Annotated in this window: 13 protein-coding genes and 4 pseudogenes; 9 read left to right on the top strand and 8 right to left on the bottom strand. The window is 59.7% G+C overall.

Annotated elements, in window-relative coordinates:
* Positions 1-7: 7 nt before the first annotated feature.
* Positions 8-1363, bottom strand: a complete 1356-nt coding sequence (gene hmgA / locus ISN39_RS29015; protein WP_194731434.1) for a homogentisate 1,2-dioxygenase — start codon at positions 1361-1363, stop codon at positions 8-10.
* Positions 1364-1430: 67 nt separating this feature from the next.
* On the opposite strand from hmgA, the gene ISN39_RS29010 reads away from it, so the two are divergent.
* Positions 1431-1880 carry a MarR family winged helix-turn-helix transcriptional regulator gene (locus ISN39_RS29010; RefSeq protein ID WP_194731433.1) on the top strand — a complete coding sequence of 150 codons (450 nt, stop codon included), beginning with the start codon at positions 1431-1433 and terminating at the stop codon, positions 1878-1880.
* 372 nt (positions 1881-2252) lie between these two features.
* On the opposite strand, the gene ISN39_RS29005 is transcribed toward ISN39_RS29010, so the two are convergent.
* From ISN39_RS29005 to ISN39_RS36865, 7 genes and pseudogenes are all read right to left on the bottom strand, one after another.
* Entirely contained in the window at positions 2253-2645 is a 393-nt protein-coding gene (locus ISN39_RS29005) for a hypothetical protein (protein ID WP_040115119.1), read from the bottom strand.
* 72 nt (positions 2646-2717) lie between these two features.
* Positions 2718-4352 (bottom strand): chaperonin GroEL, encoded by a 1635-nt coding sequence (gene groL / locus ISN39_RS29000; protein ID WP_194731432.1) that lies wholly within the window; start codon positions 4350-4352, stop codon positions 2718-2720.
* A 49-nt stretch (positions 4353-4401) separates the two neighbouring features.
* Complete coding sequence (locus tag ISN39_RS28995; protein ID WP_194731431.1) at positions 4402-4719, bottom strand: co-chaperone GroES; 318 nt, start codon at positions 4717-4719, stop codon at positions 4402-4404.
* A gap of 291 nt (positions 4720-5010) precedes the next feature.
* A pseudogene (locus tag ISN39_RS28990) lies at positions 5011-5594 on the bottom strand (flavodoxin).
* A 102-nt stretch (positions 5595-5696) separates the two neighbouring features.
* Positions 5697-6848, bottom strand: coding sequence for an aldo/keto reductase (locus ISN39_RS28985; protein ID WP_194731968.1), 1152 nt, complete (start codon positions 6846-6848; stop codon positions 5697-5699).
* Between the two features lie 29 nt (positions 6849-6877).
* Positions 6878-7773, bottom strand: a pseudogene (locus ISN39_RS28980) (aldo/keto reductase).
* Between the two features lie 24 nt (positions 7774-7797).
* Positions 7798-8105 (bottom strand): annotated as a pseudogene (locus ISN39_RS36865) (aldo/keto reductase); the annotation flags it as partial.
* 233 nt (positions 8106-8338) lie between these two features.
* On the opposite strand from ISN39_RS36865, the gene ISN39_RS28975 reads away from it, so the two are divergent.
* The 8 genes and pseudogenes from ISN39_RS28975 to ISN39_RS28940 all read left to right on the top strand — a co-directional run bounded on the left by ISN39_RS28975 (position 8339) and on the right by ISN39_RS28940 (position 14427).
* Positions 8339-9235 (top strand): LysR family transcriptional regulator, encoded by an 897-nt coding sequence (locus ISN39_RS28975; protein WP_194731430.1) that lies wholly within the window; start codon positions 8339-8341, stop codon positions 9233-9235.
* 285 nt (positions 9236-9520) lie between these two features.
* A complete protein-coding gene (locus ISN39_RS28970; RefSeq protein WP_194731429.1) occupies positions 9521-9808 on the top strand; it encodes an alpha/beta hydrolase in 288 nt (95 codons plus the stop codon).
* Between the two features lie 82 nt (positions 9809-9890).
* Positions 9891-9977: pseudogene (locus tag ISN39_RS28965) on the top strand (ABC transporter ATP-binding protein); the annotation flags it as partial.
* Between the two features lie 181 nt (positions 9978-10158).
* Entirely contained in the window at positions 10159-10653 is a 495-nt protein-coding gene (locus ISN39_RS28960; RefSeq protein WP_040115122.1) for an NADH-quinone oxidoreductase subunit J, read from the top strand.
* A complete protein-coding gene (gene nuoK, locus ISN39_RS28955; RefSeq protein ID WP_074071540.1) occupies positions 10653-10955 on the top strand; it encodes an NADH-quinone oxidoreductase subunit NuoK in 303 nt (100 codons plus the stop codon). Before ISN39_RS28960 ends, nuoK begins: the two co-directional genes overlap by 1 nt.
* A gap of 4 nt (positions 10956-10959) precedes the next feature.
* Complete coding sequence (locus ISN39_RS28950) at positions 10960-12423, top strand: monovalent cation/H+ antiporter subunit D family protein (protein ID WP_194731428.1); 1464 nt, start codon at positions 10960-10962, stop codon at positions 12421-12423.
* Positions 12420-12674: a hypothetical protein gene (locus ISN39_RS28945; protein WP_194731427.1), complete on the top strand. Its 255-nt coding sequence runs from the start codon at positions 12420-12422 to the stop codon at positions 12672-12674. Before ISN39_RS28950 ends, ISN39_RS28945 begins: the two co-directional genes overlap by 4 nt.
* Positions 12667-14427 carry a Na(+)/H(+) antiporter subunit D gene (locus ISN39_RS28940; protein WP_074071543.1) on the top strand — a complete coding sequence of 587 codons (1761 nt, stop codon included), beginning with the start codon at positions 12667-12669 and terminating at the stop codon, positions 14425-14427. The genes ISN39_RS28945 and ISN39_RS28940 overlap by 8 nt, the downstream gene beginning before the upstream one ends.
* Positions 14428-14433 lie beyond the last annotated feature (6 nt).

Genomic DNA, 14433 nt, shown 5'->3' with positions numbered 1-14433 from the left:
AACGGCTTCACTTGATGCCGGGCGTTCCGTCGAATTTGCGCTCCAGGCCGTCCCAGCATTCGAGATAGTTATCCTGCAGCGTCTCAAGCTCGGCTGCGTATCGTGTCAGTTGCTGCGGATAGCGGGTCTCGAACATGAAGGCCATCGTGCGGTCGAGCTTCACGGGTTGTAGATCGACGCTGGATGCCTTTTCGAAGCCCATGGCGTCCGGCCCATGCGGCAGCATCATGTTGTGCAGGCTCATCCCGCCCGGCACGAAACCCTCCGCCTTGGCATCGTATTGACCATGGATAAGCCCCATGAACTCGCTCATGATGTTTCGGTGGTACCATGGCGGACGAAATGTATGTTCTGCCACCAGCCATCGCGGTGGAAAGATGACGAAATCGACATTGGCCGTCCCCTCTTCGCCCGAAGGCGCCGTCAGCACAGTAAAGATCGATGGATCCGGATGGTCGAAGAGGATTGCGCCGACGGGCGCGAAAGTGCGCAGATCATACTTGAACGGCGCATAGTTGCCGTGCCAGGCCACCACGTCGAGTGGCGAATGGCCGATCTTGGTCGCATAGAACCTGCCGCACCATTTGACGTGGAGACGGCATGGGATTTCCTTGTCTTCGTAGGCGGCCGCCGGCGTCTTGAAGTCGCGCGGGTTGGCAAGGCAATTGGCGCCTATCGGTCCGCGATCTGGCAGCGTGAACTTGGCGCCATAGTTCTCGCAAATATAACCGCGCCACTCGGCACCCTCGCCGAGGCGCGTTACCTTGAAGATCATGCCGCGGGGAATAAGGCAGATCTCCAAAGGCTCGACGTCGATGATGCCCATTTCGGTGAACACGCGGATGGCGCCAAGCTGCGGCACGACCAGCAATTCTCCATCGGCATTGAAGAAATAGTCATCAACCATGTCGGCATTGAAGACATAGGCATGGGCCGCCATGCCAGTCTGGGTCATGACATCGCCGGCCGCCGTCATCGTGCGGATGCCGGCGAGGAAGTTGAGTTCTTCCGCCGGCGCCGGGATCGGGTTCCAGCGCAGCTGGCTGAGCGGCAGCGAATGATCATCGAGACAGGGTGCTGATTTCCAGAAGGGATAACTGGCGTTGGAAAAACGGCCTGTATGGCGCACGCTCGGGCGAATGCGGTAGAGCCAGGAGCGTTCGTTGGTGCCGCGCGGCGCGGTGAAAGGCGAGCCTGACAGTTGTTCGGCATAGAGCCCGTAATTGCATTTCTGCGGGCTGTTCTGGCCCTGCGGCAGCGCACCGGGCAAGGATTCCGTCTCGAAATCATTGCCAAAGCCCGGCATGTATTGCGGATTGTTGACGACGGCATCGGCAGCCGTGCTCCTCGTCCTGTCCAGCATCGCTTGCACCTCCTCTGCAGATATGGTTACAAACGTAACTGTCGATTTTGTAACTATCAAGGAAGTCATGAAGAACGGCGAGTTCGACCTCGAGCAGTTCCTGCCGTTTCGCCTCAATCGCGCCGCGGAGTTCATCGCGCTGCGCTTTGCAGCCGCCTACAAGGCCAAGTATGGTCTGACGCGGCCGGAGTGGCGCACGTTGGCAGCACTCGGGAGTTCGGGGCGTATGACGGCAAAGGAGGTCGGCGTTCATTCGACGATGCACAAGACCAAGGTCAGCCGGGCGGTTTTCTCACTTGAGAGACGCCGCTGGCTGAAGCGGACGCAGCACGAAGACGACCGCCGCGTCGAATATCTTGAGTTGACGGCTGCCGGAAGCACTGCCTATGGCGAGCTGACGATGCTCGCCGCTAACTATTCGGCGGAAGTAGCGTCCCTTCTTGGCGAGGACGGCCTGAAGGCGCTTTCCTCCGGCTTGAGTGCTGTGGAGGCTGCCATGGTGACACGACGCCGTTAGCTCCTATCGGCGCGAGCGTGAAGAGCCGCAGGTTCAAATCCTGCCCCGCAAAACCCCGGTGAGGGGCTCCGATTTGTCGTTGTTTTGCAAGGTCGCATGGGACTGGTGGCCAGCGCCTCCACTGGACATCCGCACACCGACGAGCTGCGCGGTTCTCAGCGATGATGAGCATAAGCGGAATCAGACATTCGCAAATGATGTACCTTCTCAGGTCATCCCGAGCCCCGCGGTAGGTTTCAGGAGGCCTCCATGACATTCGAGCATGTCGACGCGGAGGCTCCATTTTTTTCGAAACGGATCTCGCTTCATGTGCTGTTGTGGCGGATAGGGAAAGCACCCCGGGGCGCCAAGCGAGTCTTAGACAGGAGGCCTTCAGGCGGAGAGCGCGGTGCTGCAGCCTTCGGCGATCTTGCTGTCGGCTGAGGTTTGTCCTGGCATGGTTGCCCATCCGCCGGCTTCGATGAATTGGCGCTTCTTATAGCTGTCTGGAAGAGCCTTAAATTCAACCAGTTTTGCGGCGGCATCCGTCGCACTGTTGAACCGGTCAACGCATATGGCGGATGCAAGTTCTCCACGTGCTGTTTCGCCCGCAGTTGCCGCTGCTTTGAGGGAAGTGCCGCCCGTCACCCAGCCCCCCCAGTTAAATCCGACGATGATCGTGGCGACTGCAGTGACGACACAAGCCCAGACGAGGATCGTCTTCGATGGCTGATAGCTGTCGAAACGTTGGAAAATCGATGTTTTGCTGCTGCTCTGCATTGCCATTGGAATTCTCCTTGCCGATGTTGTTTGGTTCACCGCTGTGGCCGTCCTGGCCGAGCGGCTCAGGCACTGTCCTCAGTATCCCATGCCACCCATGCCGACGTTTCCGGCCGGCAGCGCAGATTCTCTTTCGGGAATATCGGCAATCACCGCTTCGGCGGTGATCAGAAGTGCTGCGATCGAGCCGGCGTCTTGCAAAGCGGTCCGCACCACCTTGGCAGGATCGACAATGCCAGCCTTGATCATATCGACATAGGTCTCCGTCTGTGCGTCGAACCCCTGGTTGTGATCCGTGCTGTCGGCGAGTTTCCCAACAACGATAGAGCCCTCGACACCGGCATTGTCGGCGATCTGCCGGATCGGGGCTTCCAGCGCCCTCAGCACGACCGAAATCCCCGCCGTCACGTCGGCGTTTTCTGCAGTTAGCCCCGCCAGGACCGACTTGGCGCGCAATAGGGCGACGCCTCCGCCCGGAACGATTCCCTCCTCGACCGCCGCACGAGTTGCGTTCAGGGCATCGTCGATGCGGTCCTTCTTCTCCTTGACTTCAATTTCGGTCGAGCCACCGACGCGGATCACCGCAACGCCGCCGGCGAGTTTTGCAAGGCGTTCTTGCAGCTTTTCCTTGTCGTAGTCGGAGGTGGTTTCCTCGATCTGCGCCTTAATCTGGCTGATGCGTCGAGCGATCTCAGATTTTTCACCTGCGCCGTCTATGATCGTGGTGGTATCCTTTTCGATCAGTGCCCGCTTGGTGCGCCCGAGCATATCCAGCGTGACATTTTCCAGCTTGATGCCGAGATCCTCGGAGATCATCTGGCCGGCCGTCAGAATGGCGATGTCCTCCAGGATGGCCTTGCGTCGATCGCCGAAGCCCGGGGCCTTGACGGCAGCGACCTTCAATCCGCCCCGCAATTTATTGACGACCAATGTGGCCAGAGCTTCGCCTTCGACATCCTCGGAAATAATAAGCAGCGGCTTGCCGCTCTGCACCACGGCTTCGAGGATGGGCAGCATTGCCTGCAGATTGCCGAGCTTCTTCTCATAGATAAGGACATATGGGTCCTCCAGCTCCACGCGCATTTTTTCGGCATTGGTTACAAAGTAAGGCGAGAGATAGCCCCGGTCGAATTGCATACCCTCGACGACACTGAGTTCAGTATCGGCCGTCCTGGCCTCCTCGACTGTGATGACACCTTCGTTGCCAACCTTTTCCATCGCATCAGCGATCATTTTGCCTACCGTCGCATCGCCATTGGCGGCGATTGTGCCGACCTGGGCGATTTCGCTCGATGAGCTAACCTTCGTGGCGCGCGCTTTGATTTCCGTGAGTACGGCCGCAACGCCAAGATCGATGCCGCGCCTCAAATCCATGGGGTTCATCCCGGCCGCAACAAGTTTGGCGCCTTCGCGAAAGATGGAGGCTGCGAGCACCGTCGCGGTTGTGGTGCCGTCGCCCGCAAGATCGTTGGTCTTGGATGCCACTTCGCGCACCATCTGCGCGCCCATGTTCTCGAACTTGTCCGCAAGTTCGATTTCCTTGGCGACCGCGACGCCGTCCTTGGTAATGCGTGGCGCGCCATAGGACTTGTCGATGACGACGTTGCGGCCTTTGGGGCCTAACGTTACCTTGACGGCATTGTTGAGAACCTCGACGCCGCGAAGCAGACGATCGCGTGCGTCGGTGGAGAAGATGATTTCCTTGGCAGACATTGTCTGTGGTCCAGTTCGGTCTTGAGAGTCGGGGTCGGAATTCGGCGGATCAGGCGGCCGTGTCGGCGGTCGCCTCGGTCTTTTTGACGATGCCCATGATGTCGCACTCCTTCACGATCAGGAGATCTTCGCCATCGATCCCGATCTCGGTTTCCGCCCACTTTCCGAACAGGATCACGTCGCCGGTCTCCACTTCGAGCGGCATCAGTCGCCCATTTTCGTCGCGCAAGCCCGGCCCAACGGCGATCACTTCGCCTTCCTGCGGCTTTTCCTTGGCGGTGTCGGGAATGATGATCCCGCCCCTCGATTTTAGGTCACCTTTCGCGCGCCGTATGACGACGCGGTCGTGGAGAGGACGGAATGTCATGAGGGATCTTTCTGCGGTCGGCGCATAGGGCGGCCGCATCTATTACATAACATCTCTGGCACTCGATTGGTAGGAGTGCCAAGAAATATTATCTGCAAGCGGATAATCCGAATCATTATCCGTTAGAAAATACAACAAGCTCTAGGATATTCCGCGGATTTTTTGTTCGATTTTCATGAAGTATTTCAGGATGGATCACGACAAAGAACTTCTCGAAAGTCTATCAGCGACGTTGAGCCATACACTGCTTCTTTGCCGGACAAGGATACTTCGCGTTTCAGTGGGACATCATCACAGCTCGATTTCGCTGAGCCATGTCCTGACCTCGTTGAGAGTTCGGCGTTCCTGGTCCGCCTCCATTGAGAAGGGAGGCTCGATCTGAGCGCCCCGTGCATGGCTGCAAGGACGGTCATACTATTGCCAAGACCATAACCTCCATGGGTGACGAAGGGCCGGACCGTCTTGCCCAAGAGATCATGCAAGCTCAGAAATGAGCGGATCACCGGTGGGGCGGTCTCCCCCCAGATCGGAAAACCGAGGAATACTGTCTCATAGGTGGCCATGCCAAGAACCGTCATCTTCAGAGGTGGCTCAAAGCCGCTATCCCGCTCCTGCCGTGCCTGCTCTACTGTCTGCTCGTAGTCGTCTGGATAGGGCCGCGACGGAAGGATTTCGAAGAGGTCTGCAAGAAGCGTCCGCTGCAGGGTTCCGGCGAGGACACGAGTGTTTCCCGTGCGGGAGAAATAGGCGACAAGGATGTTTGAGGGCGCGCGCTGTGGCGTACTCGTCAGCTGCGCGCTCGCGCACGTCCCAGCACCCAAAGACAACAGAGCGGGAGCGGCCAGCAATGCGCGTCGGGATATGTCTTTGATCATATTGACTTCAGCCTTCGCGTTAGGGTGTACACTCAGAGTGCCCGTCGCTCACTTTGCGGCGGGCCGCTAAGGCTAGGCGGGCAATTATGTCGAGCCTGCCGGTCACGTTTTTGGAGGCGCTTCGACACCCGAAAAGACCAGGACCTGGTCAGGAAGACGCGCTCCCCGACTTTCAATCGTTGACGCAGCAGCATTGAGCTCGGTGAGTTCGGCCAAAGTGAAACGAACCGATGCTGCGCTGATGTTCTCGAGCATGTGCGGCATCTGCGTGCTACCGGGAATCGGAACAATCCAGGGCTTCTGCGCCATCAGCCAGGCCAGAGCGATCTGGGCAGGGGTCGCCTGCTTCCGTTCGGCCCACGTCTTCAAAAGGTCAACGAGCGAGAGATTGTGCGGCAGGTTCTCAGGTGAGAAGCGGGATTCCACTCGGCGAATGTCGCCCTCTGCAAAGCGCGTCCTTGCGTCAATCGCGCCAGTTAAAAAACCAACCCCCAGAGGGCTCCACGGCACAAACCCGATGCCCAGCTCCTCGCAAAGGGGGAGTACCACCTTCTCAGGCCCGCGCCACAGCATCGAATATTCGTTCTGCACAGCGGTGACCGGAAGCACGGCATGGGCGCGACGCAACGTGTTCGGTCCCATTTCGGAGAGGCCCCAATGCAGCACCTTGCCTTCGTCCATGAGGACCTTAACTGCGCCGGCGACGTCCTCGATGGGGACCGCGGGGTCCACACGGTGCTGATAAAGGAGGTCGATCCGGTCGGTCCGCAGGCGCTTGAGCATGCCGTCGACGGCCAGCTTGATATGGTCAGGGCGGCTATTGAGACCCGGGCGACGCTCGCCCGTTTCAAGATCGATGTTCCAGCCGAACTTGGATGCGATCACGACTTTGTCCCGGAATGGCTCGACGCCTTCACCGAGAATCCGCTCCACCTCATGAGGTCCGTATGCCTCAGCCGCGTCAGTGACACCGCGTTCGAAGGCCGTCCGGATAATCTTGATCATCTCCGGCCGGCTAGGGATCGTGGTCTGGTAGGTCCGGCTCATGTTCTGGACGCCGATGCCGACGCTGGCAACTTCCAGTGCCCCGAGCTTTCGCCGCCCGCTCTGCGTGGACTCGGCTGGGCTGGTCAAGGCACTGGTCTGAGCGGACGCAGATGAAGCATTTCCGGGTAGGAACGATGCTGCTGCGAGGCTTCTCGCTGTCCCCAGAAAGCCACGTCGTCCCATATTCATGTTTTGCTCGTTTGTCATGTCAGATGGTCCTTTCATCGCGGACGGCATCAGTCTTCGATCCGAAGGGGATACGTCTTGGTATCGATGTCATCCGGGTTCGGGCCGCTGCGGACGCCTGTGTCCAGGGCATCTATTGCCGCCATCTCGTCCACGGACAGAACGAAGTCAAAAACGTCGAAGTTCTCGGTGATGCGTGCGGCGCGGACGGATTTCGGGATGGCGGAGAAACCATGTTGCAGATGCCAGCGGAGGATGATTTGTGCCGGCGTCTTGCCGTGTTTTTCGGCAAGATCCGCGACCGCAGTATGCGACAACGGGCTCGGCGCGGCTTCCGGATGGTCGGAGACGTAGCGCATCACGCCGCCGATCGGCGACCACGCCTGGGTGGCAATCCGGAGCCGCTGATGTGTCGCTCGCAAGTCTTCCTGTGTAAAAAAGGGTGCAGCTCGACCTGATTCACGTGGGGAACGAAGCCGGTGCGGTCGATCAGGTCGGCCAGGAGCTCGGAGTTGAAATTGGACACGCCGACGGCGCGGGTGCGCCCCTCGTCGAAAAGACGCGCCAGAGCCTTTCACGACGCGACCGTCCGCTCCCACTCATTGGGCATCGGCTGATGCAGAAGATAGAGATCGATTCCGTTAAGCCCGAGCTTGCGCATGCTGCGATCGAAGCCGCGCAGCGTCTCGTCATAGCCGTAGTCGCTGATCCACAGCTTGGTGATGACGAAGACATCCGCGCGGTCAACGGCACTCTGACGCATGGCTTCGCCGACCTGCTCCTCATTCCTGTAGGCTGCGGCGGTATCGATCAGCCGGTATCCGGTGGCGAGTGCGGTCGAAACCGCCTGCACGGTGTCTTCGGGACTGCTGCGATAGACGCCGAGGCCTAGGAGCGGCATATCGACACCATTGGACAGAGTGGTCTTTTGGGTGTTGGAAGTCATTGCTGTCTTTCTTGCGGATATGAATCAGCGATTGACCAAGCGCTGGTGCGAAGCAAAATAGCGGTCACCGAGCACTTGGATGCCGGCAGGGCTTGCTCTGTACGAGCCAGGTCATTAGCCGTCAGTTCCACATCCGTTGCTCCGAGATTTTCTCGAGCCGGTGAGCTTGGTAGTGCCGGGGATCGGCACGATCCAGGGTCGCTCCGCGAGCGCCGGCGTGACACCCTTGGCTGAGGTATAGATCCGATGAGGTCGACAAGCGCCTGGTTGGCCTTGAGCGCCTCGGGGGCGAAGCGTGGCACAATGCGCCGAAAATCGTTTTCGCCGAAGGTAGTGCTTGCAGCCGAGGCCGATGGCCGAGACTTGGAGATTGCTGTTGCCGAGCGCGCGCTTTTGAATGTCGTCCTCCTTTGAGATCCGGTCTGGTCTGAAAGCTACGGGTCGGGCCCGCGATGCCGCTCGGTGAGCCTGCGGGGGCTTCGAATGCGATGAGGACAACATAACGCTCGCATCACCTCTCGATTAGTCGCTATAATCGGCATTGCCTTATAAGTTGGTCTAATGAATGCAGATCGAAAACTTCAACAACCTCGCCGCCTTCGTCGTCGTTGCGAAGGAGCGGAGCTTCACCAGGGCCGCCGCCAAGCTCGGCGTTTCCCAATCCGCTCTGAGTCAAACCGTCAAGGCTTTGGAAGCGCGTTTAGGGTTGCGGCTGCTGACGCGCAACACGCGCAGCGTCTCGCCCACAGAAGCAGGAGAGCGGCTGCTACAGTCGGTCGCGCCCCGGTTCGAGGATATCGCGCAGGAAATCTCAGCACTCAGTGCCTTGCGGGAGAAGCCCGCCGGGATGATCCGCATCACAGCGGGTGAACATCCAGCGGTGACGATTCTCCAGCCTGCATTGGCGAGGTTTCTCCCGGAGTATCCGGACATTCACGTGGAGATCGTGGTCGACTATGGCCTGACCAATATCGTCGCAGAAGGCTATGATGCCGGCGTGCGGCTTGGCGAACAGGTCGCCAAGGACATGATCGCTGTCAGGATCGGTCCTGAAATGCGCGTGGCAATCGTCGGATCGCCCGCCTATTTCCAGAAGTATCCGCGGCCGGAGACGCCGCAGGATCTGACGCAGCATAACTGCATCAACTTCCGGCTACCGACCTATGGTGGCCTTTTCCCGTGGGAATTCGAAAAGGGCGGGCGCGAACTCAAGGTGAGGGTCGAGGGTCAGCTCGTCTTCAATAACATGGCGTTGAGGTTGAACTCGGCTCTCGCGGGGCTAGGGCTTGGGTATGTTCCCGAAGACGAAGTTCTCGAACACATCGCTGAGGGCCGCCTGATCCGGGTGCTTGAGGACTGGTGTGAACCGTTCCCCGGCTATCATCTCTATTATCCCAGCCGCCGGCACTCCTCTCCTGCTTTTGCCCTGCTTCTTGAGGCACTACGCTATCGGGGCCGGTGAACCAGGGCGTTCTTCGCCCTATCGAGGGGAGGTTTTGCCTTCGGATTGGCGCATGCCGCGACGCCTGAAACAACGTCATCGACAGTGCTGCAGGTTGCACACCATCACGAGCCTGGATCGAGATGCCTTGCATCACCGCCACCAAATGACGCCCCAGACGGGAAACGTCATAAGTGCCGGCGAAAGGCTTGAGTATTTCTGTAATCCTCTCTTTCATGGCCTCACGCCGGGTTGCGGCTTCGCGGGCGAGAATTTCAACCTCCAACAGGTGACGAGTTGCAGCGAATGCTTGCCATCAACGGCATGACGCCGCGCGCAGTGAACGAAGGTTTCGTGAAGACCCAAACCTCAGATCTGGAGCCTGCGTTCCGCGGCTTTCCCGGCCCCATTCTCCTGACGCGCGGCAAGCACGATCGGCTTGTCCGTACGGCCACGTCGGAACGAGTAAAAGCGACCCACAAGGACAGCCGCTTGTCGATCTTTGCCAACAGCGGCCATTCGCCCTTTTACGAGGAGCCCGACCGCTTTGGGCGCGAACTGGCGACGTTCGTGAAGGCTGCAAATCGGGGGTGAATATAACGGCCGGCCGGCTAAGCAGATTGGTTGATGCTGGGGCGCAGACCAGGGACGAAGCTATGGCGGCGCGCCCGTCGAAACCAAAACCTCGGATCTTGCCGAAAGACCGGTGGACGAGCTTTCCGGCGGGCAACGCAAGCGTGTCTGGATTGCCATGGCGGCGGCGCTTCGAGACCTTGGCGAGCGGCTCAGCCACATCAGAACCGCAGTGGTTTGTCCGCCAACGACAATAATCTTGTGAAAAATCCGATACTAGGGCACAATTTATAAATGCACCTGAAGTGCAGAGCTATCTCAAATCCGGCCGTCTCGCGCCGAGTGACAGCTCGCGTGGGAGGGTCGCGTCGATGGATCAGGGGTTCTTTCTTCTGTTCGCTACGGTGTCCGTGATCACGGCCCTGACGGTGGTCCTGGCGCGGAATCCGGTTCACTGCGCATTGGCGCTGATGGCGTGTTTCCTGCAGATTTCGGCAATCTTCGTCCTGCTCGAAGCGCCGTTGCTCGCGGTCATCCAGATCTTCGTATATGTCGGCGCAATCATGGTCCTGTTTCTATTCGTGATCATGATGATCGATGTGCGCGAAGCAAAGTTGCAGCGGTTCTTGCCGGGGGGCAACCTGCCGGCTCTGGTGATGCTCGTTCTGCTTGGGATCGAGATGTCGGTACTGGTGCTCTGGAGCGATCGCTTTTCGGTCACTGTTCCCGTAGGCGGCGGCGATGAGATCAGGCAGCTCAGCACGACGCTTTTCGCCGGTTATCTTCTGCCGTTTGAGGTCGCCTCCGTCATCCTGTTGGTGGCTTTGGTCGGCGCCATCGTGCTGGCGCGGAAGGAGCAGGGGTGATGGTTCCGCTGTCGTGGTATATTCTGCTCGGGGTGGTCCTGTTCGTGATCGGAGCGGCGGGCGTGCTGCTCAGGCGCAATATTCTGGTCGTGCTGATGTCGCTGGAGTTGCTGCTAAACTCGGTCAACATCAATTTCATCGCTTTCGGGCGCATCTACGACGACTTCCGCGGGCAGATCTTCGCCATCTTCGTCATAGCAATCACTGCGGCCGAGGTTGCCGTTGCTCTTGGCATCCTGGTCGCCCTTGTGAGGAACAAATCCACCCTCAAGGTCGACGACGTGACCATGATGAAAGGATAACGGCTTGGACCCGGTGATATCGATCAGGCCGCTGCTTGCCGTCGCCGTCCCGGGCCTGACCGCCGTGGCAGTTCTTCTTTTGAATAACCGTGAGAAAATCCGCGATCTCGTCTCGCCGCTGGCCGCGATCGCCCTGTTTGCGATTGTTGCCTCTATGGCGCCCACGGTGTTGGCGGGCGGAACCGTCGATTTGCGCCTGTTCGAGATCCTGCCGGGGGCCGACTTCGCTTTCCGGGCGGATGCGCTCGGCATGGTGTTCGCCACCGTCTCGTCACTCCTATGGATCGTCGCCGCGGTCTATTCCGTCGGCTACATGCGGCACTTGAACGAGCATGCGCAGACCCGATTCTTTGCCTGTTTCGCCACCAGCCTCGCGGCGGCCGTCGGAGGCGCCTTTGCCGCCAATCTGTTCACGCTGGTGATCTTCTACGAGGTGCTCAGCCTCGTTACCTATCCGCTCGTCTACCACCATGAGGACGAAGAGGGATGGGCGGGCAGCCGCAAATACCTCGTCTATCTGATGGGCGCGTCGAAAAGCGTGCTGCTTGCCGCGCTGGCACTGACATATTCCATTGCGGGGTCGCTCGACTTTGTGGAGGGGGGGCTATTGGAGGGAGTCAATGCCTCGGCGCCGCTGCTGACGGTTGTCTATTTCTGCTATCTTTTCGGCTTCGCCAAGGCTGCGGTGATGCCCATGCACGCGTGGCTGCCGGCCGCTATGGTGGCGCCAACACCTGTCAGCGCACTCTTGCATGCAGTGGCTGTCGTCAAGATGGGTGTGTTCTGTGTGCTGCGGGTGGTGTTCCACGTCTTCGGCGTCGGGCTGGTCGGAGAACTGGGCCTCGGCATCGCCACGGCCTATCTGGTTTCATTCACGATCCTGATGGCGTCGGTCTACGCCCTGACACGGGACGACCTGAAAGCTAGGCTCGCCTATTCGACGGTTTCCCAGCTCTCCTACATCGTGCTGGGCGCGGTCCTGTTGTCGCCGGTCGCAATGGTCGGCGGGATCATCCACATTGCAGCGCACGCATTTTCCAAGATCACGCTGTTTTTTTGCGCCGGGTCGATCTACTGCGCATCGGGAAAGCGCAACATCAGCGACATGGCTGGCATCGGCCGCCGGCTACCCTGGACGATGGGGGCATTCTTCGTCGCCTCGCTCAGCATGATCGGGGTGCCGCCGACCGCGGGATTCGTCAGCAAATGGTATTTGACGCTGGGGTCGGTGGAGGCGGGACAGATGGCGTTCCTGGTCGTACTGCTGGTGAGTTCGATCCTGAACGCCGCCTATTTCCTGCCGGTCAGCTATGTCGCCTTTTTCGGGACCGAGTCGCAGGAGAGCCGGACGACGGTCCGTGAAATTCCGATGATCACGATCCCGCTTGTTGCGACCGCCATCCTATCGGTGCTGATGGGCATCTTCCCCGATTATTTTCTTACCCTGGCGGACGGAGTGGTCAGATGATCAAGCGCGTGGTCGACTTCTTTGGTGACGAAGAATGGGCAAGGCAGCGCCGCCGACTGTTCTATCTGGCACTCGTTCTGATCGTGGCCGCCGACTTTCTGGTTTCTCGCGAACACGCCGAATACATTTGGGAGCGCCTGCCTGGCTGGTCCGCCGTCTACGGTTTCGGCTCCTGCGTTCTGCTCATCTTCGTTTCCAAGTTTCTCGGCCATCGGATCGGGCTGATGCGGCGCGAGGACTATTATGACTGACTTCATCCATCCGGCTCTGCTCTTCATTCTCGGTGCTCTGCCGATACCGTTCCTCAGGGGATCGATCGGCAAGGCCTATCTGCTGCTGATCCCGACGCTGGCGATCCTTGCCGTGCTCGCGATGCAGCCGGGCAGTTATGGCGAGGCGAGGTTTATCGGGCAGGAAATCCTGATTGCGAAGGTCGACAGGCTGAGTATCGTCTTCGCCACCGTTTTCACCGTCATGGCGCTGATCGGCACGGTCTACGCGTTGCACCTGACACGCCCCGGCCAGCATGTGGCCGCATTCATCTACGTCGGCAGCGCACTCGGCGTGGTGTTCGCCGGTGACTACCTGACCCTCTATCTGTTCTGGGAAGGCATGGCATTTTCCTCTGCCTATCTGGTCTTTGCCCAGGGAGGCGACAAGGCGATCCGGGCGGGGTTCCGGTATCTCATGGTCCATATCACCGGCGGGGTCTGCCTGCTCGGCGGCGTGGTTCTCCACGGGCTCGCCACGGGTTCATCTCTTTTCGGCCCGATCGAGGGAGAAATGGGCGTGGCCGTCTACCTGATCCTTGCCGGGTTCATCCTCAACGCCGCAGTGCCGCCGCTCAACGCCTGGCTCACCGACGCCTATCCGGAGGCGACCGTCACAGGCGCGGTGTTCATGAGCGCCTTTACCACCAAGACCGCCGTCTACGTGTTGGCGCGGGCGTTTCCGGGGACCGAGCTTCTGGTCTGGCTCGGTACCGCGATGGCGCTCTACGGCGTTATCTACGCGGTGCTGGAGAACGACTGCCGGCGACTGCTTGCCTATCACATCGTCAGCCAGGTGGGGTACATGGTGGCGGCCGTCGGCATTGGGACCGAGATGGCGCTGAACGGAGCCACCAGCCATGCCTTCGCCCATATCCTCTACAAGGCGCTTCTGTTCATGGGTGCGGGGGCGGTGATTCATGTCACTGGGCGGCGTAAGCTCACCGAACTCGGCGGGCTCTACAAGACCATGCCGCTGACCTTGACGCTCTATATGGTCGGCGCCTTAGCGATCTCGGCATTTCCGTTCTTCTCGGGTTTCGTCACCAAGTCGATGGTCGTGGCCGCCGCTGGGCAGGATCACCGCGCGTTGGTCGTGCTCGCGCTGACGATGGCATCGTCCGGGACGTTCCTGCACACCGGGCTCAAGCTCCCGTACTACATGTTCTTCGGTAAGGACCAGGGCCTAGGGGCCCGGGACCCGCCCGGCAACATGCTGGTTGCGATGGGTATGGCGGCGGTGCTCTGCATTGCGATCGGTGTGTTCCCGCGGCCGCTTTATGCATTGCTACCCTATCCGGTCGACTTCGAACCATATACGGGTCTCCATATTACGGAGAGCCTCGGCGTGCTGATGTTCACGGCACTGGGTTTTGTCATTTTCCTGCGAGCTCTCGATCCCGAGAATACGATCAGCCTGGACACCGACTGGTTCTACCGCAAGGGTGCGCGGTACTTCATGTGGCTCGCCGAAAGGCCGCTGGCGCGCTACGAGAAGGCGGTGAGCGAGGTGTCTGAGACCACGGCGCTACCTTTCCTGCACGGGTCGGCACGAGAAGGATTGCGGATCGATCTTAACGGTGTGGACGCCGTCGTGAACGGCGTCGCCCGTTCGATCCTGAGCGGGGGCGCGGCGTTGCGGCGGCTCCAGACCGGTGTCGTGACCCATTATGTGCTGGCGATGATCGCCGGACTGATCGCGGCCGCCGTCGTTTTCGCCGTGGCTTGGCGGTAGGGGGTG

The sequence above is a fragment of the Rhizobium sp. 007 genome (assembly GCF_015353075.1).
In the GTDB taxonomy this organism is placed as follows: Bacteria; Pseudomonadota; Alphaproteobacteria; order Rhizobiales; family Rhizobiaceae; genus Rhizobium.
The sequence above is the reverse complement of the archived record's forward strand: the minus strand, read 5'-3'. Positions and strand labels throughout refer to the sequence as shown.